General features: G+C 65.9%; 17 protein-coding genes and 1 pseudogene. 10 read left to right on the forward strand and 8 right to left on the reverse strand.

The window, feature by feature from the left end:
- Window positions 1-49: 49 nt before the first annotated feature.
- From ACG10_RS24370 to ACG10_RS09695, 7 genes and pseudogenes are all read right to left on the reverse strand, one after another.
- Window positions 50-883 (reverse strand): MFS transporter, encoded by an 834-nt coding sequence (locus ACG10_RS24370; protein ID WP_232487266.1) that lies wholly within the window; start codon window positions 881-883, stop codon window positions 50-52.
- Complete coding sequence (locus tag ACG10_RS24375) at window positions 768-1,448, reverse strand: MFS transporter (RefSeq protein WP_232487228.1); 681 nt, start codon at window positions 1,446-1,448, stop codon at window positions 768-770. Before ACG10_RS24375 ends, ACG10_RS24370 begins: the two co-directional genes overlap by 116 nt.
- A 209-nt stretch (window positions 1,449-1,657) precedes the next feature.
- Window positions 1,658-2,546: pseudogene (locus tag ACG10_RS09675) on the reverse strand (SMP-30/gluconolactonase/LRE family protein).
- A 44-nt stretch (window positions 2,547-2,590) separates the two neighbouring features.
- Entirely contained in the window at window positions 2,591-3,412 is an 822-nt protein-coding gene (locus ACG10_RS09680; protein ID WP_089168054.1) for an NAD-dependent epimerase/dehydratase family protein, read from the reverse strand.
- Between the two features lie 384 nt (window positions 3,413-3,796).
- Window positions 3,797-4,939, reverse strand: a complete 1,143-nt coding sequence (locus ACG10_RS09685; RefSeq protein WP_232487229.1) for a lactonase family protein — start codon at window positions 4,937-4,939, stop codon at window positions 3,797-3,799.
- 226 nt (window positions 4,940-5,165) lie between these two features.
- Complete coding sequence (gene gpmI, locus ACG10_RS09690) at window positions 5,166-6,698, reverse strand: 2,3-bisphosphoglycerate-independent phosphoglycerate mutase (RefSeq protein WP_089168055.1); 1,533 nt, start codon at window positions 6,696-6,698, stop codon at window positions 5,166-5,168.
- A 528-nt stretch (window positions 6,699-7,226) separates the two neighbouring features.
- On the reverse strand, window positions 7,227-7,751 hold the full coding sequence (locus ACG10_RS09695; RefSeq protein ID WP_089168056.1) for a gluconokinase: 525 nt from the start codon (window positions 7,749-7,751) through the stop codon (window positions 7,227-7,229).
- A gap of 337 nt (window positions 7,752-8,088) precedes the next feature.
- Between ACG10_RS09695 and gntR the strand changes: the two genes are divergently transcribed.
- Window positions 8,089-9,120 (forward strand): HTH-type transcriptional regulator GntR, encoded by a 1,032-nt coding sequence (gene gntR, locus ACG10_RS09700; RefSeq protein ID WP_089168057.1) that lies wholly within the window; start codon window positions 8,089-8,091, stop codon window positions 9,118-9,120.
- A 213-nt stretch (window positions 9,121-9,333) separates the two neighbouring features.
- A complete protein-coding gene (gene edd, locus ACG10_RS09705; protein WP_089168058.1) occupies window positions 9,334-11,160 on the forward strand; it encodes a phosphogluconate dehydratase in 1,827 nt (608 codons plus the stop codon).
- A gap of 4 nt (window positions 11,161-11,164) precedes the next feature.
- Here the strand turns inward: edd and ACG10_RS09710 are convergent, their stop codons facing one another.
- Window positions 11,165-12,034, reverse strand: coding sequence for a MurR/RpiR family transcriptional regulator (locus ACG10_RS09710; protein ID WP_089168059.1), 870 nt, complete (start codon window positions 12,032-12,034; stop codon window positions 11,165-11,167).
- Between the two features lie 174 nt (window positions 12,035-12,208).
- On the opposite strand from ACG10_RS09710, the gene zwf reads away from it, so the two are divergent.
- The 8 genes from zwf to ACG10_RS09750 all read left to right on the forward strand — a co-directional run bounded on the left by zwf (window position 12,209) and on the right by ACG10_RS09750 (window position 23,508).
- Window positions 12,209-13,678: a glucose-6-phosphate dehydrogenase gene (zwf, locus tag ACG10_RS09715; protein ID WP_089168060.1), complete on the forward strand. Its 1,470-nt coding sequence runs from the start codon at window positions 12,209-12,211 to the stop codon at window positions 13,676-13,678.
- Window positions 13,679-13,821: 143 nt separating this feature from the next.
- The gene (locus ACG10_RS09720; RefSeq protein WP_169531353.1) at window positions 13,822-14,511 is read left to right on the forward strand and encodes a bifunctional 4-hydroxy-2-oxoglutarate aldolase/2-dehydro-3-deoxy-phosphogluconate aldolase; all 690 of its coding nucleotides are present in this window, start codon (window positions 13,822-13,824) and stop codon (window positions 14,509-14,511) included.
- A gap of 73 nt (window positions 14,512-14,584) precedes the next feature.
- Window positions 14,585-16,030 (forward strand): pyruvate kinase, encoded by a 1,446-nt coding sequence (gene pyk, locus ACG10_RS09725; protein ID WP_089168061.1) that lies wholly within the window; start codon window positions 14,585-14,587, stop codon window positions 16,028-16,030.
- A gap of 14 nt (window positions 16,031-16,044) precedes the next feature.
- On the forward strand, window positions 16,045-16,194 hold the full coding sequence (locus tag ACG10_RS24110; RefSeq protein WP_165493858.1) for a hypothetical protein: 150 nt from the start codon (window positions 16,045-16,047) through the stop codon (window positions 16,192-16,194).
- Window positions 16,187-17,500: a phosphopyruvate hydratase gene (eno, locus tag ACG10_RS09730; protein WP_089168062.1), complete on the forward strand. Its 1,314-nt coding sequence runs from the start codon at window positions 16,187-16,189 to the stop codon at window positions 17,498-17,500. Before ACG10_RS24110 ends, eno begins: the two co-directional genes overlap by 8 nt.
- Before the next feature lie 73 nt (window positions 17,501-17,573).
- Complete coding sequence (locus ACG10_RS09735; RefSeq protein WP_089168063.1) at window positions 17,574-19,199, forward strand: NADP-dependent glyceraldehyde-3-phosphate dehydrogenase; 1,626 nt, start codon at window positions 17,574-17,576, stop codon at window positions 19,197-19,199.
- A gap of 594 nt (window positions 19,200-19,793) precedes the next feature.
- Window positions 19,794-21,032: a maltoporin gene (locus ACG10_RS09745; RefSeq protein WP_089168064.1), complete on the forward strand. Its 1,239-nt coding sequence runs from the start codon at window positions 19,794-19,796 to the stop codon at window positions 21,030-21,032.
- Between the two features lie 529 nt (window positions 21,033-21,561).
- A complete protein-coding gene (locus ACG10_RS09750; RefSeq protein WP_198319076.1) occupies window positions 21,562-23,508 on the forward strand; it encodes a DNA topoisomerase III in 1,947 nt (648 codons plus the stop codon).
- The last annotated feature ends 79 nt before the right edge of the window (window positions 23,509-23,587 follow it).

Below are 23,587 nucleotides of genomic sequence, written 5' to 3' on the forward strand. Positions count from 1 at the left end.
CTTTCGATAGACTTAGTAAGTCCCCCGGCTTTACCGGGGGACACTTGCTCTATTTCGCTTGCATTTTTTCCAACGGCACAGGTTTCAGCTTCGGAGTTAGTGTATGGATGGCAAGAAGCGCTATCAGATAAGTGGTTCCAGCCACTATGAAGATGGGCTGGTAAGACTTGAATGCCTCCAGAATGTAGCCATTGTAAGTCGACATCAGCATTCCGCCGATAGCTCCGGCAGTACCCCCTATGCCGATAATGGAGGCTACGGCCTCTTTTGGAAAAAGGTCCGACGGCAAGGTCATCAAGTTGGCCGACCAGGCTTGGTGTGCCGCTGCGGCGCAGCCGATGATCAGGACGGCAAGCCACACATTCGATACGAACTGAGCGGTGATGATCGGTACAACCATGAAGGCGCAGACGAGCATGGTGGTTTTTCGTGCCGCGTTCGCGGAGCGGCCGGCTTTCATTTGTCTTGAAGAGCCCCAGCCACCAATGATCGAGCCGGCGTCCGCCAAAATGTAGGTGGCAATCAGTGCCGGGCCGAAGGTTTTCAGGTCAAGGCCGTAAGTCTTGCCGAGAAAGTCCGGGAGCCAGAACAGATACAGCCACCAGATCGGATCGGTCATGAATTTCCCCAGAGCGTAGGCCCAGGTCTCCTTGAACGTCAGGAGCTTGAGCCAGGATACCTTCACCGGAGCGGTGGTTTCCGAGGATATGAAAGGTGCATCGTCGGAGCGGATATGCGCGAGTTCCGCAGCACCTACCTTCGAATGCTCATGCGGGCGGCGATAGACCAGTAACCAGGCGACCAGCCACAGGGACGTCACTACTCCGATGGAGATGAATGCCGCACGCCAGCCCCAGGCCAGTGTGATGGCCGGAATGAGCAGTGGCGTGATGATAGGCCCCATCGCGGTACCGGCATTGAAGATGCCAGGTAGCCTGGGCGCGTTCCTTCTGCGGGAACCACTCCGAAACGGCTTTCAGGCTGGCCGGAAAACTGCCGGACTCGCCAAATCCCAGGGTAAAGCGTGCTATGGCAAACTGCACGACTGTGTGGACAAGGCCGTGACCGATGGTGGCAATTGTCCAAATGGTAAAGGCAATCGCATAGCCGACACGCACGCCGAGCCGGTCGATGATTCTCCCGAAAGTCAGAAAGCCAATGGCGTAGGCGCATTGAAACCAGAAAACGATGGAGGCGTAATCGGTTTCAGTCCACTTCAGATCGGCCTGCAAGGTAGGCTTGAGGATGCCTATCATCTGGCGGTCGATATAGTTGATACCAATGCCAATGAACAGAAGTGCGCAAATAACCCATCGGTATTTGCCGATCAAGGTTGTTTGGGGTGGAGCAATCTGAGCTGTCATCGCTTTGTCCCAGTTGTTTTTGTTGTATTGCCGGTATGAGGACTCGCAGAAAAAGAGTTCGCCCTCTTTTCTGCGCATGCTCATCCGGGCCGCCGAAATGCGGGGATTGCAGTTCGGAGCAGCACGAGTTCAGGAAGCTTTCCGATCGGTTACTTAGTCGGGCGGGCTCGCGGGATAGCCGGGCAGGCGGAAGGCGAGCGGGAGAGCGAGCAATGGCTTGTTGCGTTTGCCGATCATGAAGCGAGTCTCCTGATTGTTTTTGTTGGAGCGGTTGCGGAGTTGCCGGGGCTGGCTCAACCCCGGAGCACGGGTTCCTCCAGGCCGCGAACGCCCGGGCGCAGGGCGAACACCCCACCGGCCAGGGGCTGGTCGGCGAGGTCGACGCCCTGCGGGCGGATCGAGGTGACGAACAGGGTGTCGAGGCCGGGGCCGCCGAAGGCGCACATCGCCGGCTTCTTCACCGGCACGGCCAGCGAGCGGTCGAGGCGGCCGTCGGGGGTGAAGCGGTGGACCAGGCCGGCGTCGTTGGCGCAGATCCAGTAGCCGCCGTCTTCGTCCACCGCCGCGCCGTCGGGACGGCCGGGATGGCGGAGCATGTCGACGAACAGCCGGCGGTTGTGCGGGACGCCGTCGTCCGGGTCGTAGTCGAAGGCCCAGATGGCCTGCACCGAGGGGTGCGAGTCGGACAGGTACATCGTCCGCCCGTCGGGGCTGAAACCCAGGCCGTTGGGGGCGACGAGGCCGTCCAGCCAGGGCAGCAGCGGTGCACCGCCGGCTTCGCCGACGAAGCGGTAGAGCATGCCGGCGCGATGCCCGGCGGCCATGTCCAGGTGCATGCTGCCGACCCAGAAGCGGCCCTGGCGGTCGCAGCGGCCGTCGTTGCAGCGCATCCCGGGCATGGCGAATGTCGGCCAGACGGCTGGCGGCAAGGCGGCCATCGGCGCCAGGCTGCAGGTGGAACAGGCCGCTCTCCAGGCCGGCCAGCCAGCCGCCCGCCGGGTGACTGGCGATGCAGGCGAGCATTTCGCCGGTTTCCCAGCTCTGCGCGGCGTTGTCCGCCGGGCGCCAACGGTGCAGCCGGCGGGCGGGGATGTCGACCCAGTAGAGGGCCTGTTCGACCGCATTCCACACCGGGCTTTCGCCGGTGCCGTTGCGGGCGTCGAGCACGAGTTCGGCTTGCATGGCGGCGCTGTCTCTTGTCGTGATGGGCGCGTGCGCGGAGCGGATCAGTCGTCGAAGGGGCCGGCCGCGGTGAAGGCGCCGCCCTGGTAGACCGCTGCCGGATCGTCCGCTGCCGGAGCCGGCTGGGCCTCGACCCTGGCGCGGAAGATCTCCGAGCTGTCCTGCGGTTCGAAGCCCAGGTGCGCGGCCAGGCGGTTGTCCCACCACTGGTCGCGGTTGTTCGAGGCGCCGTAGACGATGGTGTGGCCGACATTCGGGGTGAACAGCGCGCGGCCGATGAGGTCGGTGAGGTCGCGATAGCTCAGCCAGGTGCTGAGCATCCGGCGGTTCTGCGCTTCGTCGAAGGAGGAGCCGATGCGGATGCTCACCGTCTCGATGCCGTAGCGGTCGAAGTAGAAGCTGGCCATGTCCTCGCCGTAGGCCTTGGACAGGCCGTAGTAGCCGTCCGGGCGGTGGACGACGCCGGCGTCGAGCTTCTCGCTCTGCTTGTAGAAGCCGATGACATGGTTGGAGCTGGCGAACACCACGCGGCGGATGCCGTGCCGGCGCGCCGCCTCGTAGATGTGGAAGGTGCCGCGGATGTTGGCCTCGAGAATCTCCTCGAAGCGCCGCTCCACCGAGATGCCGCCGAAGTGGACGATGGCGTTCACGCCCTCGGTCAGGGCATGGACCGCGGCCTTGTCCGCCAGGTCGCAGGTGACCACTTCCTCATGGTCGCCGGCAGCCGGCGCCATCGGGCTGATGTCGGACAGACGGAGGATGCGGGCATAGGGGCGCAGGCTTTCCCGCAGGACCTTCCCGAGGTTGCCGGCCGCGCCGGTGAGCAGGAGACGATCGAGGACGGGGCTGGATGCTGGATGGGGCATGGCTGGAACCGCTCGGATTGTTGTTTTTGAATTTTGTCATACGTCGTCGTATGACATGGATCGATTATCGGCAGGGCAGGGCGCCTTTGTCAACGCCGCGTGGCGGGCGCTGCTATCGAATGTGCTGGCTGATGGGCTGCTTTGGTTGTTGTGCGCAAGCCAGTCCGCTTCGGTTGGGCAGCATTGCGTCAGGGTCGCTGGCAGGCTTTGCGCGATTGTCGTCGTCTGCCCCGGAAAAGGGCGCCTGGGGCAAGGCCTTGTGAATGGCGTCATATGATGACGTGGCTTGCGCCGGTCTGCCGCCCGTCCGTGAATCCGCGGTTTCGCGGATCCTGGGCGGGGGAGGGATGCAGCCAGCCTGTCAGACAAGCCGGCCGCGAGGGTTCAGGGGCTGGTGGTGAACTTCACATCGGAGGGCGAAGGGAAGGGCAGGGTCTGGGTGATCCTGCCCGCCTGGCCGGTGGCCGGGTCGCGCTCCATGACCACGATCGCGTTGCTGTTCTGGTTGGCGACGAGGATGAAGCGGCCGCTCGGATCGAAGGTGAATTCGCGCGGTTCCTCGCCTTCCACCGAGTGACGCGAGACGAGACCGAGGTCCCCGTTGTCCGGATCGATCCTGAAGACCACCAGCTGGTTGGCGGTGCCGCGGTTGGTCGCATACAGGAAGCGGCCGTCCGGCGAGACGTGCAGGGCGGCGGCCTTGTTCTGGCCCTTGAAGTCCTCGGCAGCCAGCGGGACGGTCCGCCTGAGCGTGAGCTTGCCGTCGGCATGGTCGAAGACGGCGATCGTCCCCTGCATCTCCAGGGTCACGTAGGCCTGCTTGCCGCTCGGGCTGAACACCAGGTGGCGCGGTCCCGAACCTTCGGGCAGCTGGACGAAGGGCTGCTCCTTGCTGGCGCTGAGCGGATGCTCCGGGTGGGCCGCCGGATCGTAGCGATAGATGTAGATCTTGTCGGCGCCGAGGTCCTGGGCGAACACATAGCGCCCATCGGGCGATTCGACCGCCGAATGCACATGGGGCGACTGCTGGCGCTCGGGATGGACCTGGCTGGCGCGGTGGGTCTTGACCTGGCTGACCGGCTGCAGCCGGCCTTCGCCGTCCACCGGGATCACCACCAGGGTGCCGCCGGGGTCGGCCTCCACCGAATAGTTGGAGACGAACAGGTGCGTGCCGTCGGCGCTGACGCTGAGGTGCGCCGGTTCGGTGCCGAGCGACTTCACATCGTTGATCTTTTCCAGGGTGCCCTTGGCCTGGTCGACGCGGAACGAAGTGACGCGGCCGATGATGTCGCGCTGGCTCAGACCGTTTTCATTGACTGCGAACAGATATTTGCGATCGGGAGAGAAGGCCAGCCAGCTGGGATTTTCCGTCTTCACCACCTGCAGCGGTTCGCTGGAAATGGTCCCGTGCTGGCTGTCGAAGCTGTGCACGTAGATTCCCTCGCTGGGGCCGGCCGTATAGCTGCCGATCCATAGCGGATAGGTCTGCGCCGCCGCCATGCCGGCGAAGGGGAGGGCTGCAAGCATGCAAAGTGCAGCGGCCCGCTGCGATGTTGTTTTTGTCATCTGGGGGAGTTCGCCTTCAAAGACTTGTTGTTGTGATCGGGGCGTGCGGTGGGCGCCGCCTGGATCGGCAGCGGCACCGCGTGCAAGGACGGGGATGCGCTCAAGGTCGCCCCGTCCTGAATGGCATGGCCCCGGACATGCCATCCGTGTCTCCATGAAGCTGTAGCACTTCCGGCGAGGCGGAGCCTCAGGCCGGCTCGACCAGCGGCTGGCCGGTCATTTCCTTCGGCTGCGGCAGGCCGAGCAACTTCAGCATCGTCGGCGCCACGTCGGCCAGCACGCCGCCGTCGCGGATGCGCAGCGGGCGCTGTCCGACATAGATGAACGGCACCGGCTCGCAGGTGTGCGCGGTGTGCGCCTGGCCGGTGCTCTCGTCCTCCATCTGCTCGACGTTGCCGTGGTCGGCGGTGATCAGCGCCTCGCCGCCGACCTTCTCCAGCGCCGCGACGACGCGCCCGAGGCAGGCGTCCAGGCATTCGACTGCCTTGACCGCCGCCGCGAACACCCCGGTATGGCCGACCATGTCGCCGTTGGCGTAGTTGGCGATGATCACATCGAAGCGCTGCTGCTCGATGGCCTCGACGAGCCGGTCGGTGACCTCCGGCGCGCTCATCTCGGGTTTCAGATCGTAGGTGGCGACCGGCGGCGAGGGAATCAGGATGCGTTCCTCGCCCGCGAAGGGCTCCTCGCGGCCGCCGGAGAAGAAGAAGGTGACGTGGGCGTACTTCTCGGTCTCGGCGATGCGCAGCTGGGTCTTGCCGTGGTTGGCCAGGTACTCGCCGAGCACGTTGGTCAGTGCTTCCGGGGCGAAGGCGCAAGGGGCCGGGATGCTGGCGGAGTACTGGGTGAGGGTGACGAAGCCGGCCTGCGGCACGCGCTTACGGGCGAAGCCGTCGAAGTCCTTCTCGACGAAGGCGCGGGTCAGCTCGCGGGCGCGGTCGGCGCGGAAGTTCATGAACACCACGGCATCGCCGTCTTCCACCTTGACCGGCGCGCCGATGCTGGTGGCCTTGACGAACTCGTCGCTCTCACCGCGGGCGTAGGCGGCCTCCAGGCCGGCCGCGGCGGTTTCGGCGGCGAATTCGGCGCTGCCGTCGACGATCAGCTCGTAGGCTGCCCGAACGCGGTCCCAGCGGTTGTCGCGGTCCAGGGCGAAGTAGCGGCCGATCAGGCTGGCGGTACGGCCCTTGCCAAGCCGGGCGAAGCAGGCGTCGAGGGTCAGCAGGGGACTCAGGGCGCTCTTCGGCGGGGTGTCGCGGCCGTCGAGGAAGGCGTGCAGGTAGATCCTCTCGGCGCCGCGGCGCACGGCCAGCTCGGCCATGGCGGCGATGTGGTCCTGGTGGCTGTGCACGCCGCCCTCGGAGAGCAGGCCGAGGATGTGCACCGCCTTGCCGGCGTCGACCGCCTGGTCGACGGCGGCGCAGATGGCCGGGTTGTCGAAGAACTCGCCGTCCTGGATGGCCTTGGTGACGCGGGTGAGGTCCTGGTAGAGCACGCGGCCGGCGCCGAGGTTCATGTGGCCGACCTCGGAGTTGCCCATCTGGCCGTCGGGCAGGCCGACGTCCATGCCGGAGCCGGAGATCAGGCCGTGGGGGCAGGTGGCGTTCAGGCGGTCGAGCACCGGGGTACGGGCGGCGTGGATGGCGTTGTGGGCGGGGCTGTCACTGTGACCGAAGCCGTCGAGGATGATGAGTACCAGCGGTTTGGGCGTAGCAGTCATGTTGCGACCCTCCTGGGGAGGCTGAGGCTGGGGAAGAAGGCCCGGCAGGCCGGGCGCCTTGGGATTCGATAGAAGGTCTTGCCGGTGGGCTGTGCCCCGGCTTTCGGCATGCGGGCGTGCCGGGAGAGGGCGTGGGGCGCCAGAGGCGTTCGGGCTGACAGTGGCATGCGCTTACTCATGGGCGCGCGGAGTCGGCTTGGCTGCTGGCATTTCGTACGGGCTCTGCGAACGATGACAAGGCGTCATGCGTACGTACCTTGAGGTGTATTGTTGTAAATTTACTTAAATTTAAGGTTTTCAACCCTTTAAGGTCAAGATTATGTAGGGTTTATTACGTAATTTAACGGTGCTTAATTGTTTCTTCGGCAAATCTGGCCCGGGCGCGTCCCGGACCTCGCCGGAGCGGGATCGTGAGCAGCAAGGCGTTGTGGGCAGGCCCGGCATGGTAAGCCTCCTATTATTGTTGTTCTTGAGCTGAGTAGTTTTAGATAGCGCTATCTTAAATAGCTAAAAAATATATCGCCCAGGTCAGTCAGGCTCATGCTGGCGCCACCATTGGTGGGCGGCGGCGGCCAGTTGCGGAATATCCTGGCGCGAGGCGTCCAGGACCAGGGTCAGGGGCTCGTCCACAGGCGGTTCGAGGGTGGCGAACTGGCTGTCGATCATGCTCGCCGGCATGAAATGGCCGGGGCGTTCGGCGACCCGGCGGGCGGCGACGGCGGGCGTCAGTTCGAGGTAGACGAAGCCGACTCCGGGCACGGCGCTGCGCAGGTGCTCGCGGTAGCTGCGCTTGAGAGCCGAGCAGGAAAGCACCGGGCGCTGCCCGGCAGCGATGGCGCGGCGCAGTTCCTTGCAGAGGACGTCCAGCCAGCCGTCGCGGTCCTCGTCGTTCAGCGGAATGCCGGCGCTCATCTTGCGAATGTTTTCCGCGGGGTGGAAGGCGTCGCCCTCAATGCAGGTGGCGCCGCTGAGCTGGCAGAGCGCCTGGCCGACGCTGGACTTGCCGCAGCCGGCGACGCCCATGATCACCAGGGCAGGAATGGGTGTGTGCATATGTCACCTCGTTGGGTGGATAGCGCCACCTTCGCGGAGGCCGAAGCAATTCGCAAGACGGGGTTGTCGCGTGACCCGGGGTCGTTGTCGTGACTCATGCCCGGAGGCTTGCCGGGGCGACGGCAGCCACGGGCGGATCGAGCGTTTTCCAGAGATTGCCGTGGCCTGTAGGACAGCGCTATCCTATGAGTCGTCCTCTGGTTTGACAAGCCGGTCGGAGGGGATGGGGGGAGACGGCGACGGCGCAGCGGGGCGAGAATGGCCGCTCCGCAGGTGCTGCAGTCTTCCACGGTGCCTGCCGTTCCATTCCGATACTGCTCATGGTGCGACTGTCTAGATGACCACCCCCAAGAACGATAAGAATACCCGTACCACCGGACGTCCGACGCTCAACGAAGTGGCACGTAGCGCCGGCGTCAGTCCGATCACCGCCTCCCGTGCCCTGCGCGGCATTCCCAGCGTCGCCGAGGAGCTGGCGCAGCGGGTTCGCGACGCCGCCCGCGAGCTGGGCTACGTGGCCAATCCGGCGGCCCGGGCGCTGGCTTCTGCGCGCAGCCAGACCGTGGCGGTGGTGGTGCCCTCCCTGGGCAACCAGCTGTTCGTCGAAACTCTCGAGGCCATCCATGCGGTGATGCGGCCGAAGGGGCTGGAGGTGCTGATCGGCAACTCCCACTACTCGCGCGACGAGGAGGAGGACCTGATCCGCAACTACCTCGCCTACCAGCCGCGCGGCCTGCTGCTCACCGGCTTCGAGCGCACCGAGAGTGCGCGGCGCATGCTCGACTCCAGCGGCATTCCCTGCGTCTACATGATGGATCTGGATTCCGGCGCCGGCCTGCATTGCGTCGGCTTCTCGCAGCTGCGCGCCGGCGCGGCGGCAGCCGAGCATTTGATCGCGCGCGGCCGGCAGCGGATGGCCTTCGTCGGCGCCCAGCTCGACCAGCGCACCCTGCTGCGCGGCGAGGGTTTCCGTCGGGCCCTGCAGCAGGCCGGCCTCTACGATCCGGCCCTGGAGCTGCTGACCCCACGGGCGTCGTCCGTCGGCCTGGGCTGCGAGCTGTTCAACCAGCTGCTGGCCAGCCATCCGCAGATCGACGCCATCTTCTTCGGCAACGACGACCTAGCCCACGGCGCCCTGCTGGAGGCCATGCGCCGCGGCGTGAAGGTTCCCGAGCAGGTTGCGGTGCTCGGCTTCAACGACCTGCCGGCCTCGTCCTTCATGGTGCCGCGGCTCAGCAGCATCCGCACGCCGCGCGAAGCCATCGGCCGCCGCGCCGCCGAACTGCTGCTCGCGCTGATGGCCGGCCAGTCGATCACCGAGCCGGTGCAGGACATCGGCTTCGAACTGATGGTGCGCGAGAGCACCTGACGTTTTCGCGCTGGACAGGGGGATCTGTATCTTCCCGGCGCATTGCGCAGCTGCTGCCCGGTTGGATTCGGCAGTCGGCCCGGTTTTCGTTTGGTCTCTGATTTTGTTGTTAAAACAATATCAAAATACGCAAATAAAGGGCTGTTTTTTCCGTTAATACAGGGTATGGTTGTTTTTATAAAATAAACATAGCCGCTATCTGGAGTCTATCCCATGCATCCCCGCGTCCTTGAGGTAACCGAACGCCTGGTCGAACGTAGCCGTGCCACGCGCGAGCGCTATCTGGCCATGATCCAGGCTGCCGCCGCTGAGGGGCCGCAGCGCGGCAAGCTGCAGTGCGCCAACTTCGCCCACGGCGTGGCTGCCTGCGACGGCAGCGACAAGCAGCGCCTGCGGCTGATGGACTCCGTCAACGTGGCCATCGTCACGGCCTACAACGACATGCTCTCCGCCCACCAGCCCTATGAGCACTATCCGGAGCGGATCAAGCGCGTCCTGCGCGACATGGGCTCGGTCGGTCAGGTCGCCGGCGGCGTGCCGGCCATGTGCGACGGCGTGACCCAGGGCGAGCCGGGCATGGAGCTGGCTCTGGCCAGCCGTGAAGTGATTGCGCTGTCCACGGCGGTGGCGCTGTCCCACAACATGTTCGATGCCGCCCTGTACCTCGGCATCTGCGACAAGATCGTCCCCGGCCTGCTGATGGGCGCCCTGCGCTTCGGCCACCTGCCGGCGCTGTTCATGCCCAGCGGGCCGATGGTTTCGGGCCTGTCGAACAAAGAAAAGGCGGACGTGAGACAGCGCTATGCCGAAGGCAAGGCCAGCCGCGACGAGCTGCTCGAGTCCGAGATGAAGGCCTATCACGGCGTCGGCACCTGCACCTTCTACGGCACTGCCAACACCAACCAGATGCTGATGGAAGTGATGGGCCTGCACCTGCCAGGTTCCTCCTTCGTCAACCCCGACACCCCGCTGCGCGACCTCCTAACCGAGGAGGCGGCCCGCCAGGTCACCCGCCTGACCAAGCAGGGCGGGCAGTTCATGCCGCTCGGCCAGATCGTCGACGAGCGCGTGGTGGTCAACTCGGTGGTGGCGCTGCATGCCACCGGCGGCTCCACCAACCACACCCTGCACCTGCCGGCTATCGCCCAGGCTGCCGGCATCCAGCTCACCTGGCAGGACATGGCCGACCTCTCCGAGGTGGTGCCGACCCTGACCAAGGTCTATCCGAACGGCAAGGCCGACATCAACCACTTCCAGGCCGCCGGCGGCGTGGCCTTCCTGGTTCGCGAGCTGCTCGACGCGGGGCTGCTCCACGAGGACGTCAATACCGTGGTCGGGCGCGGTCTGCGCCGCTACGCCCAGGAGCCCTTCCTCGACGGGGAGCAGCTGGTCTGGCGCGACGGCCCGGCACAGAGCCTCGACGAAAACATCCTGCGTCCGGCGGCGCGGCCCTTCTCGGCCGAGGGTGGCCTGCGGGTGATGGTCGGCAATCTGGGGCGGGGCGTGATGAAGGTGTCCGCAGTGGCGCCCGAGCATCAGGTGGTGGAGGCGCCGGCGCGTGTGTTCCGCGACCAGCAGGAGCTGGCCGATGCCTTCAAGGCCGGCGAGATGGAGCGCGACCTGGTGGCGGTGATGCTCTTCCAGGGCCCGCGCAGCAACGGCATGCCCGAGCTGCACAAGATGACCCCCTATCTGGGCGTGCTGCAGGACCGCGGTTTCAAGGTGGCGCTGGTGACCGATGGGCGCATGTCCGGCGCCTCCGGCAAGGTCCCGGCGGCCATCCATGTCTGTCCGGAGGCCATCGACGGCGGCCCGCTGGCCAAGCTGCGCGACGGCGACGTGATTCGTGTAGACGGCCAGGCCGGCACCCTGGAAGTGCTGGTCGATGCCGCCGAACTGGCCGCTCGCGAACCGGCGAGTGTCCCGCAGGGCGCTGGCGTCGGCTGCGGCCGCGAGCTGTTCTCCTTCATGCGGACGTCCTTCAGCACGGCGGAGCAGGGCGCGAGCGCCTTCACCGCCGATCTGGAAGGGCTGAAGTAGGGGGCTAGAGGAGCTCGTCGTCGCTCGGATAGCGGGTGCTGTTGAGGCTCTCCTTGATCTTGCGCAGGTGCGGCTGGAAGTCCGTACCACGGCGCAGGGTCATGCCGGTGGCGAGCACGTCGAGCACGGTGAGCTGGATGATCCGCGAAGTCATCGGCATGTAGATGTCGGTGTCCTCCGGCAGCGGGATGTCCAGGCTCAGGGTGCAGGCCCTGGCCAGCGGCGAGTCGGCGGCGGTCAGGCCGAGCACCGAGGCGCCATTCTCGCGGGCTAGGTGCGCCACCTCGACCAGTTCGCGGGTGCGCCCGGTGTAGGAAATGATCACGAAGAGGTCGCCGGTATGAGCCACCGAGGCGAGCATGCGCTGCATCAGCACGTCGCTCTGCGCCGACACGGCGAGGTTGAAGCGGAAGAACTTGTGCTGGGCGTCCTGGGCCACCGAGGCGGAGGCGCCGAGGCCGAAGAAGTGGATCTGCCGGGCCTGGATCAGCAGGTCGACGGCCCGGTCGATCGCCTGGGGATCGAGCGCCTGCCAGGCGCTGTCCAGCGAGGCGATGGTGCTGCCGAAGATCTTCCGGGTGTAGGCCTCGGGGCCGTCGTCGGCTTCCACGGCGCGGCTCACATAGGCGGCGCCGCTGGCCAGGCTCTGCGCCAGTTGCAGTTTCAGTTCCGGGTAGCCGCTGACGCCGAACGAGCGGCAGAAGCGGTTGACGGTCGGTTCGCTGACCTGGGCGGCCTGGGCCAGCGAGGCGATGCTGTAGCGGGTGGCTTGTTTCGGGTCCTGCAAGATGGCTTCGGCGACCTTGCGCTCGGCCTTGTTCAGCTCTTCCAGACGGTTCTGGATCTGTTCCAGCAGGTTTCGCGTGCGATCCATGTTGGTTCCTGGGATGGATGGTGCATTGAGTGCCTTATCGTAACTGGGCGCTTCCGGCAGGAGCCACTGGAAATCCCGGTTATGGAGAAATGTTGTTTTATTACGTAATTTTTGTTGATGAAACGATTCAACAATGCTTTCATAAATCGTGACTTTGATAAAAGAACAAATACCATGACTGTTACTCCTGTCGAGCCTTGCACCTTCGCCCTGTTCGGCGCGCTCGGTGACCTGGCCTTGCGCAAGTTGTTCCCCGCCCTCTACCAACTGGACCGCGCCGGCCTGCTGTGTCCCGACACGCGGCTGCTCGCCCTGGCCCGCGAGTCCGGCGAGGAGAGTCGCCACCTGGCCACCATCGCCGAGCACCTGCGCCGCCACGTGCCGGGCGTGGAGCTGGAGGAGGGCGTCCTGCAGCGCTTCCTTGGCCGCCTGGACTACCTGTCGATGGATTTCCTCAACGCGGGCGACTACGCCGCGCTGGCCGACCGGGTCGGCGAGGCGCAGCGGCTGATCGCCTACTTCGCCACCCCGGCGGCGCTCTACGAGCCGATCTGCGCCGGGCTGGCCGAGGCCGGCCTGGCCGAGCGCACCCGGGTGGTGCTGGAGAAGCCGATCGGCCATGACCTGGCATCCTCGCGCAAGGTCAACGACGCGGTGGCGCGGCACTTCCCGGAAGACCGCACCTACCGGATCGACCACTACCTGGGCAAGGAGACGGTGCAGAACCTGATCGCCCTGCGCTTCGCCAACAGCCTGTTCGAGACCCAGTGGAACCAGAACCACATCTCCCACGTGGAAATCACCGTGGCCGAGCAGGTGGGCATCGAGGGTCGCTGGGGCTACTTCGACAAGGCCGGCCAGCTGCGCGACATGATCCAGAACCACCTGCTGCAGCTGCTCTGCCTGATCGCCATGGACCCGCCGAGCGACCTGTCGGCCGACAGCATCCGCGACGAGAAGGTCAAGGTGCTCAAGGCGCTGGCGCCGATCGACGCCGCCCAGCTGAGCCAGCAGGTGGTGCGCGGCCAGTACGTGGCTGGCAGCATCCTCGGCAAGCCGGTACCCGGCTACCTGGAAGAGGACAACGCCAACCCCAGCAGCGACACCGAGACCTTCGTCGCCCTGCGCGCGGAGATCCGCAACTGGCGCTGGGCGGGGGTGCCGTTCTACCTGCGCACCGGCAAGCGGATGCCGGAGAAGCTGTCGCAGATCGTCATCCACTTCAAGGCGCCGCCGCACTACATCTTCGCCGCGGAGCAGCGCCCGCTGATCGGCAACAAGCTGATCATCCGCCTGCAGCCGAACGAGAGCATCGCCCTGCAGGTGATGACCAAGGAGCAGGGGCTGGACAAGGGCATGCAGCTGCGCAGCGGTCCGCTGCAGCTGAATTTCTCCGACACCTACCGCAGCGCGCGGATCCCCGACGCCTACGAGCGGCTGCTGCTGGAAGTGATGAAGGGCAACCAGAACCTGTTCGTGCGCAAGGACGAGATCGAGCACGCCTGGCTGTGGTGCGACCGGCTGATCGCCGGCTGGCGCCTGCAGGGCGAGGCGCCCAAGCCCTACGCGGCGGGCAGCTGGGGGCCGCTGTCTTCGATTGCACTGATCACCCGTGACGGGAAGAGCTGGTATGGCGACTTCTGAGGCCGTCCGGCTCGCCCCGGTCGAGTCCGGCGGTTGTCCGGCTTGCCAGGGACAGCGCTACCTGATCCATTGTGCCGATTCATGCCCTTTTCCGAATTTTTCCGACCTCTACCGGTGCCTGTGAGCCCGAAGGACCAACCGATATGAGCAGCATTCAGAACAATAAGCCGGCAACCTCCCAGACCGTGCCGAGCATGGCCGACAAGGTCGCCCTGATCGATCGGCTGTGCGAAGAGGCCCGCATCCTTCCAGTCATCACCATCGAGCGTGAGGCGGACATCCTGCCGATGGCCGACGCCCTGGCCGCCGGCGGCCTGCGCACCCTGGAGGTCACCCTGCGCTCCGAGCACGGCCTGACCGCCATCCGCGTGCTGCGCGAGGCGCGCCCTGACCTCTGCGTCGGCGCCGGCACCGTGCTCGACGAAACGATGCTGGCCGATGCCGTGGCGGCAGGGGCGCAGTTCATCGTCACCCCCGGCAGCACCCCCGAACTGCTGAAGGCCGGAGTGAGCTGCCCGGTACCGCTGCTGCCCGGTATCGGCAGTGCCTCGGAACTCATGCTCGGCTACGCCCTGGGCTACCGCCGCTTCAAGCTGTTCCCGGCCGAGATCTCCGGTGGCATCCCGGCGCTGAAGGCGCTCGGCGGGCCGTTCGGCAACGTCCGTTTCTGCCCCACCGGCGGCGTCAACCCGGGCAACGTCAAGAACTACATGGCGCAACCCAACGTGATGTGCGTGGGCGGCACCTGGATGCTGGAGAGCGCCTGGACGCGTGCCGGCGACTGGCAGCGCGTTCAGCAGGCCAGTGCCGAAGCCCTGCAACTGCTGGGCTGACCGCCTGACCCGAAGGCTTTTCCGCTTGCCCGCTTTTGCCTTGCATAGAAAGTTTCCTGGAGGAATCAACAAGATGCTGCGAAGAACGAAGATTGTCGCCACCCTCGGCCCAGCCACCGAAACCCCCGAAGTCCTCGAAGGCCTGATCAAGGCCGGCGTCGACGTGGTGCGCCTGAACTTCTCCCACGGCAAGGCCGAGGAGCACATGGCTCGCGCCGCGCTGGTGCGCGAGATGGCCGCCAAACACGGGCGCTTCGTCGCCATCCTGGCCGACCTGCAGGGGCCGAAGATCCGCATCTCGCGCTTTGCCGAAGGCAAGGTGATGCTGCAGAAGGGCCAGCAGTTCATCCTCGACGCCGCCCTGGACAAGAACGCCGGCGACGCCACCCGTGTCGGCATTGACTACGAGGCGCTGATCACCGACAGCAAGCCCGGCGACATCCTGCTGCTCGACGACGGCCGCGTGGTGCTCAAGACCCTCGAGGTCAAGGCCACCCAGCTGGTCTGCGAGGTACAGGTCGCCGGCCCGCTGTCCAACAACAAGGGCATCAACCGCCAGGGCGGCGGCCTGTCCGCCTCGGCGCTGACCGAGAAGGACTGCGAGGACATCAAGACCGCCGCGAGCATGCAGGTCGACTACCTGGCGGTGTCCTTCCCGCGCGATGCCGCCGACATGCAGCACGCCCGCCGCCTGATGCAGGAAGCCGGCGGCAACGCCGGGCTGGTGGCGAAGATCGAGCGCGCCGAGGCGGTGGCCGATGCGCAGGTGCTCGACGGCATCATCCTCGCCTCCGAGGCGGTGATGGTCGCCCGCGGCGACCTGGGCGTGGAGATCGGCGACGCCGAGCTGGTCGGCGTGCAGAAGCGCATCATCGAGCGGGCGCGGGTGCTGAATCGCGCGGTGATCACCGCCACGCAGATGATGGAGACCATGATCACCCAGTCGCTGCCGACCCGCGCCGAGGTGTTCGACGTGGCCAACGCGGTGCTCGACGGCACCGACGCGGTGATGCTCTCGGCCGAGACTGCCGCCGGTTCCTACCCGGTGGAGACCGTGGAAGCCATGAGCCGGGTGATCCTCGGTGCCGAGAAGCACCCGCTGGCGCATCGTTCCAAGCACCGCATGGACCAGGTGTTCCACAAGATCGACGAGACCATCGCCCTGTCGGCCATGTACGCGGCCAACCACCTGGAAGGGGTCAAGGCGATCATCTGCCTGACCGAGAGCGGCGACACCCCGCGGCTGATGTCGCGGATCCGCTCGCACCTGCCGATCTACGCCTTCTCCCGCCATCCGCGCACGCAGAGCCGCGTGGCGCTGTTCCGCGGCGTGAACCCGGTGCCCTTCGAGACCGACCGGATCGCCGAGGCCGAGCTGAACGCCCGGGCGGTGAAGGAGCTGATGCAGCGCAACCTGGTGTTCGAGGGCGACCTGGTGCTGATCACCAAGGGTGATGCCGGTGCCCAGGGCGGCACCAACACCCTGCGCATCGTGCGCGTCGGCGACATCGTCCAGTGAGGGAGGGACATTCGATGCAACGCAACACGCCCAGCCAGGAGGCGGAGCGGGACTGGCCCCGCGACTTCGACGTCCGCGCCGAATACGCCGAACAACAGGAACTGCTCGCCGCCGAGCGCGAGCCCCTGCCGACCCCAGCACAGGACACCCGGAACCATGGCTAACCAGAGCACCCTGATCCAGCAGGTCGCGGCCCGCGAAATCCTCGACTCGCGCGGCAACCCCACCGTCGAGGCGGTGGTCACCCTCGCCGGCGGCGCCGTCGGCATCGCCAGCGTGCCCTCGGGCGCCTCGACCGGCACCCGCGAGGCCCTGGAGCTGCGCGACGGCTCGCTGCGCTACAAGGGCAAGGGCGTGATGAAGGCGGTGGAGAACGTCAACCAGCCGATCCGCGAGCGGGTGCTCGGCCTCGACGCCTGCGACCAGCGCGCGGTCGACGACGCGATGCTCGAGCTGGACGGCACCGAGAACAAGAACATCCTCGGCGCCAACGCGATCCTCGCGGTGTCCCTGGCCACCGCCAAGGCGGCCGCCGCGGCCCGCGGCCTGCCGCTCTACGCCCACCTGGCCGAGCTGTACGGCGCGCCGGGCGAGTACAGCATGCCGGTGCCGATGATGAACATCCTCAACGGCGGCGAGCATGCCGACAACAATGTCGACATCCAGGAGTTCATGATCCAGCCGGTCGGCGCGGCCAGCTTCCGGGAAGCCCTGCGCATCGGCGCCGAGGTGTTCCATACTCTGAAGACCGTGCTCTCCGAGCGCGGCCTGAGCACCGCGGTGGGCGACGAGGGCGGCTTCGCGCCGTCGCTGGCTTCCAACGAGGAAGCCCTGGTGGTCATCCAGGCGGCGGTCGAGCGGGCCGGCTATGTGCTGGGCAAGGACATCACCCTGGCCCTGGACTGCGCCTCCTCGGAGTTCTACCACGACGGCGAGTACCGGCTGGCCGGCGAGGGCAAGACCTTCGACTCCAAGGGCTTCGCCGACTACCTGGCGAGCCTCTGCGAGCGCTACCCGATCGTCTCGATCGAGGACGGCATGGACGAGAGCGACTGGGCGGGCTGGGCCTACCTGACCGAGAAGCTGGGCGACAAGGTGCAGCTGGTCGGCGACGACCTGTTCGTCACCAACACGAAGATCCTCAAGGAAGGCATCGAGAAGGGCATCGGCAACTCGATCCTGATCAAGTTCAACCAGATCGGCAGCCTGAGCGAAACCCTCGACGCCATCCGCATGGCCCAGCTGGCCGGCTACACGGCGGTGATCTCGCACCGTTCGGGCGAGACCGAGGACACCACCATCGCGGATCTGGCGGTGGCCACCCGCGCCGGGCAGATCAAGACCGGCTCGCTGTGCCGCTCGGACCGGGTCGGCAAGTACAACCAGCTGCTGCGCATCGAGGAAGCGCTGCAGGGCAAGGCGCCCTATAGCGCGGAGTCGCTGCTGCGCCGCCGCTGCTGCAGCCACTGAATCCAGTCGGACGGTCGATGCGCCCGGTAAGGCCGGGCGCGTTTCCACATCACAACGAGGACGACGTAGAGTCATGAGCACCGAGAGCCGTCTGCAAAACCTGTTCCCCACTGCCGCCGAGATTCCCGAGCAGTACCGCCTGGGCGCGCCGATCGAGCAGCGCGAATACCTGATCGACGGCAAGCTGTGCCGCTGGGAAGGCCCGCTGGCCACCGTGCGCAGCCCCATCCACCTGAAAACCGACAAGGGTGACGAGCAGGTCATCCTCGGCAGCACCCCGCTGCTCGATGCCGGCGCCGCGCTGACCGCGCTGGACGCCGCGGTCAAGGCCTACGACAACGGCCAGGGCCTGTGGCCGAGCATGCCGGTGGCCGAACGCATCCAGCACGTCGAGACCTTCCTCGCCCGCATGCGCGAGCAGCGCGAGGCGGTGGTCAAGCTCCTCATGTGGGAGATCGGCAAGAACCTCAAGGACTCCGAGAAGGAGTTCGACCGCACCTGCGACTACATCGTCGACACCATCCAGGAACTCAAGGAGCTGGACCGCCGCTCCAGCCGCTTCGAGCTGGAGCAGGGCACCCTCGGCCAGATCCGTCGCGTGCCGCTGGGCGTGGCGCTGTGCATGGGTCCCTACAACTACCCGCTGAACGAGACCTTCACCACCCTGATCCCGGCGCTGATCATGGGCAACACCGTGGTGTTCAAGCCGGCCAAGTTCGGCGTGCTGCTGATCCGCCCGCTGCTCGAAGCCTTCCGCGACAGCTTCCCGGCCGGGGTGATCAACATCATCTACGGCCGCGGCCGCGAGACCGTCAGCGCGCTGATGGAAACCGGCAAGATCGACGTGTTCGCCTTCATCGGCACCAACAAGGGCGCCAGCGACCTTAAAAAACTCCACCCGCGCCCGCACCGCCTGCGCGCCGCCCTCGGCCTGGATGCCAAGAACCCCGGCATCGTCCTGCCGCAGGTGGACCTGGACAACGCGGTCAGCGAGGCGATCACCGGCGCCTTGTCGTTCAACGGCCAGCGCTGCACGGCGCTGAAGATCCTCTTCGTCCACGAACAGGTGGTCGACAGCTTCCTCGAGAAGTTCAACGCCAAGCTGGCCGCGCTGAAGCCGGGCATGCCCTGGGAGCCGGGCGTGGCGCTGACCCCGCTGCCCGAGCCGGGCAAGAGCGACTTCCTCAAGACCCTGGTGGCCGATGCCCAGGCCAAGGGCGCGCGGATCGCCAACCCGGGCGGCGGCGAGGCGCGCGAGACGTTCTTCTACCCGGCGGTGCTCTACCCGGTGACCGCCGAGATGCGCGTCTACCAGGAAGAGCAGTTCGGTCCGCTGGTGCCGGTGGTGCCCTACCGCGACCTGCAGACGGTAATCGACTACGTGCGCGAGTCGGACTTCGGCCAGCAGCTGTCGATCTTCGGCAACGATCCGAAGCAGGTCGGCAAGCTGGTCGACGCCTTCGCCAATCAGGTCGGGCGGATCAACATCAACGCCCAGTGCCAGCGCGGTCCGGACAGCTTCCCGTTCAACGGCCGGAAGAACTCGGCGGAAGGTACCCTGTCGGTGTACGACGCGCTGCGGGTGTTCTCGATCCGTACCCTGGTGGCGACCAAGTTCCAGGACGACAACAAGCAGCTGATCAGCGAGATCATCCGCAACCGCGAGTCGAGCTTCCTGACCACCGACTACATCTTCTGACGGGCGATGCCGGACAGCGCTTCCCGTGCTGTCCGGCCGTTATCCGGGCCGCGTTCTGTCTGCACTTTCCCGCTCCGGGGACAGGTCGAGAAAACGATGTCTGGATAGCGGATCCAGCTATACCTTGAAACAAAGTTGCTCTATCATTAGGCCAGCTGAAACGTTTCAGCTTAAGCCGCTTCACTGCGCTGTTTCAGTCTGAGGAATGCCCCCTCATGGCTTCGAATAAATATAAGAAGGTTCACTGACATGCTGTATTGCCCATCCTTGTCTCCTGAATTCATTCGCTGCCCCTCTCTTGTCCGTTCCTCGGCTGTCTGCGCCCGCACGAGCGACCCCGTGTGGAAGCGTTCTTCCACGCCAGCACGAAGTCCCTTGCTCACGCCTGGCTCCTGAGGCCTGCGAAGGCGCGAGGGCGAGGGTAAAGCCCTTCATCTCCCGGACGACCAGGTAGCCCTGCGCACTGGAGTCTGTCGGTGCAACGATGGCGTAAAGGTAGCGCTATCTACTTGATTGCAAGTTCCTGGCGGTAATCGGCGACTGTCCTGGGGTACAGGTCTTTACCGGCTAGAAAAAATAAGAATCGGAGCGGATATGAAGAAAAATTCGATGAAAAAGGCACTTTATCCACTGTGTGCCTTTCTTGCATTTCCCCTGACAGCCCAGGCGCTTAATTTCAGCGGCTATTACCGCCTTGGGGTCGGCGGCAATACCAAAGGCGGTACGCAATCCTGCTTCCAGTTACCCGGCGCGCCCTCGAAATACCGGCTCGGCAACGAGTGCGAGCAGTGGAGCGAACTTGCCTGGGATCACGATATCGCCCTTTCCGATGGCTCGACCCTCTCCGGCATGGTCATGGGCGGCTTCTACAACCCCATCGGGCATAAGCCGAAGTTCAAGGATTCCAACGAGCATGGCGGGGGTTCCTCGCGGATCCAGCAGATGTTCGTCGAGTGGAAGAACGCCGCGGTACTCAACGGCGGCAACTTCTGGGTCGGGCGCCGCTACTACAAGCGGAACGACATCCACATGACCGACTACTACTACTGGAACCAGAGCGCCACCGGTTTCGGTTTCGACGAAGTGCCCATCGGCGACCTGCGCTACAGCTACGTCTTCTCGCGCAAGGACGATTATTGGCAGAACCCCTACGTCACCCGCCACGACTTCAACGTCAACGGCTTCAAGACCAACCCCGGCGGCGAGGTGCAGGTGGGTCTCAGCTATCTGCAAAAACCGAGCGGCGATGATAGCCACAGCGGCTGGTCGGTGGCCGTGCAGCACAAGCAGGAAGGCTTCCTTGGCGGCAAGTACAACACCTTCGCCCTGCAATACGGCGAGGGGCCAGGCACGAGGCTGGGCTACACCGGCGATAGCGAGCTGGACAAGGAAAACAAGAGTTGGCGCATGGTCGAGTACTTCGACTGGCAGACCACGGAGCGCTTCGGCGGCCAGTTCCAACTGGTCTACCAGAAGGACGTCCGTCCCGATGGCGACAACATGCGCTGGCTGTCGGTCGGCGTGCGGCCGGTGTACGCCTTCACCGAGACGTTCAAGGTGAGCGCCGAGGTCGGCCACGACCAGATCAAGGCGACCGACGGCACCCGCAAGCTGACCAAGTTCACCATCGCGCCGACCTGGTCGCCGGGCGGCCCGGGCTTCTGGGCGCGGCCGGAACTGCGCGTCTACTACACCTACGCCACCTGGAACGAGGCGGCGCAGCGCGCGGCCACCGAAATGAACCCCGAGTCCGCGCTGTCCGAGACCGGCGCCTTCGGTACCGACCGCCACGGCGGCAACTTCGGCGTGCAGGTCGAGTACTGGTGGAAGTGAAACCGGGGGCCGGCCGATTCGGCGTGGCGGACGAAAGCTCCTGGCCCGTGACCGATGGGCAGCAGGATCCGGGCGGGCGATGGCCGTAAGGGAAGGGGAGTCGAGGCTCCCTTTCTGCCTGTCTCTGATCGAGAGCGAGCGCTGCGACTCCGCCCCAGGATTCCGCAAGGCCTGTGTAACGGTGCTGTACAAGCCCGCCCTTGTCGAACCGGACATCTACGCCTCTTGTTTTTATATGCTCTATAGTTAACGTTAACATAGCGTTTTGAGAACCTTTTGGCAAGGCCATCGCCCGTGCGTTTTCATAGGTGTGCGTCCTTTGCTGTTTGTTTCTCGATAGGATCTGGGAGAAGCAAAACTTGAACCCTGTCGGGGAGAGGCGCCGCGCCGACAATGTCGCCTCAGACGTGCCTCCTATGGCCCTTGGCAACACGGGCTCCGCTATCTGTATGGCCATACAGATAAAGGTTGCCTGAGCGCCCGTTACTGCACATGCTTGGCGCCATCGCGACAACGACTGATGGCGACCATGCGGCTCTTCCTCTGCGAAAAACCCTCCCAGGCCAAGGACATCGCCCGAGTGCTCCAGGCCACCCGGCGCGGCGACGGCTGCTGGCTCGGGCCGGACGTGACGGTGACCTGGTGCATCGGCCACCTGCTGGAAACCGCGCCGCCGGATGCCTACGACGCCCGCTACAAGCGCTGGAACCTCGCCGACCTGCCCATCGTCCCCGAGCGCTGGAAGATGCTGGTCAAGCCGAAGACCGCCAGCCAGTTCAAGGTCGTCAAACGCCTGCTCGGCGAATGCACAGAACTGGTGATCGCCACCGACGCTGACCGCGAGGGCGAGATGATCGCCCGCGAACTGGTGGAGCATTGCCGCTATCGCGGGCCGATCCAGCGGCTGTGGCTGTCGGCCCTGGACGACGCCTCGATTCGCAAGGCGCTCAAAGCGCTCAAGCCGGGCGCCGAGACTTTCACTCTCTACCACGCGGCGCTGGGCCGCTCGCGCGCCGACTGGCTGATCGGCATGAACATGAGCCGGCTGTTCACCCTACTCGGCCGCCAGTCCGGCTACCAGGGCGTGCTGCCGGTGGGCCGCGTGCAGACGCCGACCCTGCGCCTGGTGGTGGACCGCGACCGCAGCATCGCCGACTTCGTGCCGGTGCCGTTCTGGGCCATCGAGGTGCAGCTGCTCAGTGACGGCACGCCGTTCACCGCCCAGTGGCGCGCGCCGGAGGACGCCTGCGACGAGCAGGGGCGCTGCCTGAAACAGGCGCTGGCGCAGCAGGCGGCAGACGCCATGCGCCGCGCCGCCAGCGCGCGGCTGATCAAGCTGCAGACCGAGCGCATGCGCGAGGCGCCGCCGCTGCCGTTCGACCTCGGCACCCTGCAGGAAGTCTGCTCGAAGAGGCTCGGCCTCGGCGCCCAGGAAACCCTCGACATTGCCCAGGCGCTCTACGAGACGCACAAGGTCATCACCTATCCGCGCAGCGATTGCGGCTACCTGCCGCAGAGCCAGCACGGCGAGGCGCCGGCGATCCTCGCCGCGCTGGGCCGTGCCGATCCGGCGCTGGCCGCCCTGCAGCCCCACCTCGACCCGCAGCGCCGCTCGCGGGCCTGGAACGACGCCAAGGTCGGCGCCCACCACGGCATCATTCCCACCGCCGCCGCGCAGAGCCTCGACCGCCTGGTCGGCAAGCAGCGCGCCGTGTTCACCCTGATCCGCGCCCGCTACCTGGCGCAGTTCCTGCCGAATCACGAATACGACCGCACCCAGGCCGACTTCGACTGCGCCGGCCACGCCCTGCGCGCGGTGGGCAAGCGCATTGTCGAGCCCGGCTGGCGGCGCGCGCTGCCCGAGGCGCTGACCCCGGCGAAAGGGCGCGAGGCCCCCGAGCCGCAGGCCCTGCCGGCGCTGCGCGAAGGGCAGGACTGCGCCGTCAAGGAGGTGACGCTCAAGGACCTCTGGACCCAGCCGCCCAAGCCGTTCACCGAGGGCGACCTGATCAAGGCGATGAAGAACGTCGCCAAGCTGGTCGACGATCCGCGGCTCAAGCAGAAGCTCAAGGACACCACCGGCATCGGTACCGAGGCGACCCGTGCCGGGATCATCCAGGGCCTGCTGGACCGCGGCTATCTCGTCAAGCAGGGCAAGGCGCTGGCCGCCACTCCCGCGGCGTTCAGCCTGATCGATGCCGTGCCGAAGCCCATCGCCGACCCCGGCACCACGGCGATCTGGGAGCAGGCGCTGGACATGGTGCAGAGCGGCGAGATGCCGCTGGAGGAGTTCGTCGCCAAGCAGTCGGCATGGATGAGCAAGCTGGTGGAGCGCTGCGCCGGCCTGCGCCTGACCATCAGCGGCCCGCCGGCCTCGGCCGGGCGCGGCGCCGCGCCCTGGAAGAAGAAGCGCAAGGCCGCCTCCAGCAAGGCGGCGACCGGCCGGCGCAGCGGAAAGCCGGTCGCCGCGGACTGACGGACGGCCGTTTTCCCAGGGCTCTCGGCCAGTCCGCTTATCTATAGTGTGCCCAGGGGCAAGTGCTCACGCTTTTGAT

Origin of the sequence: Azotobacter chroococcum (assembly GCF_002220155.1) — a bacterium.
Classification (GTDB): domain Bacteria; phylum Pseudomonadota; class Gammaproteobacteria; order Pseudomonadales; family Pseudomonadaceae; genus Azotobacter; species Azotobacter chroococcum.

Excerpts from the sequence above, each read along its gene's own strand:
- eno (WP_089168062.1), top strand. The coding sequence starts at position 16,187 with ATGGCTAACCAGAGCACCCTGATCCAGCAGGTCGCGGCCCGCGAAATC.
- ACG10_RS09750 (WP_198319076.1), top strand. The coding sequence starts at position 21,562 with ATGCGGCTCTTCCTCTGCGAAAAACCCTCCCAGGCCAAGGACATCGCC.
- gntR (WP_089168057.1), top strand. The coding sequence starts at position 8,089 with ATGACCACCCCCAAGAACGATAAGAATACCCGTACCACCGGACGTCCG.
- zwf (WP_089168060.1), top strand. The coding sequence starts at position 12,209 with ATGACTGTTACTCCTGTCGAGCCTTGCACCTTCGCCCTGTTCGGCGCG.
- ACG10_RS09680 (WP_089168054.1), bottom strand. The coding sequence starts at position 3,412 with ATGCCCCATCCAGCATCCAGCCCCGTCCTCGATCGTCTCCTGCTCACC.
- ACG10_RS09720 (WP_169531353.1), top strand. The coding sequence starts at position 13,822 with ATGAGCAGCATTCAGAACAATAAGCCGGCAACCTCCCAGACCGTGCCG.
- ACG10_RS24110 (WP_165493858.1), top strand. The coding sequence starts at position 16,045 with ATGCAACGCAACACGCCCAGCCAGGAGGCGGAGCGGGACTGGCCCCGC.
- edd (WP_089168058.1), top strand. The coding sequence starts at position 9,334 with ATGCATCCCCGCGTCCTTGAGGTAACCGAACGCCTGGTCGAACGTAGC.
- ACG10_RS09710 (WP_089168059.1), bottom strand. The coding sequence starts at position 12,034 with ATGGATCGCACGCGAAACCTGCTGGAACAGATCCAGAACCGTCTGGAA.
- ACG10_RS09735 (WP_089168063.1), top strand. The coding sequence starts at position 17,574 with ATGAGCACCGAGAGCCGTCTGCAAAACCTGTTCCCCACTGCCGCCGAG.
- ACG10_RS09695 (WP_089168056.1), bottom strand. The coding sequence starts at position 7,751 with ATGCACACACCCATTCCTGCCCTGGTGATCATGGGCGTCGCCGGCTGC.
- ACG10_RS09745 (WP_089168064.1), top strand. The coding sequence starts at position 19,794 with ATGAAGAAAAATTCGATGAAAAAGGCACTTTATCCACTGTGTGCCTTT.
- pyk (WP_089168061.1), top strand. The coding sequence starts at position 14,585 with ATGCTGCGAAGAACGAAGATTGTCGCCACCCTCGGCCCAGCCACCGAA.
- gpmI (WP_089168055.1), bottom strand. The coding sequence starts at position 6,698 with ATGACTGCTACGCCCAAACCGCTGGTACTCATCATCCTCGACGGCTTC.
- ACG10_RS24375 (WP_232487228.1), bottom strand. The coding sequence starts at position 1,448 with ATGAGCATGCGCAGAAAAGAGGGCGAACTCTTTTTCTGCGAGTCCTCA.
- ACG10_RS09685 (WP_232487229.1), bottom strand. The coding sequence starts at position 4,939 with ATGCTTGCAGCCCTCCCCTTCGCCGGCATGGCGGCGGCGCAGACCTAT.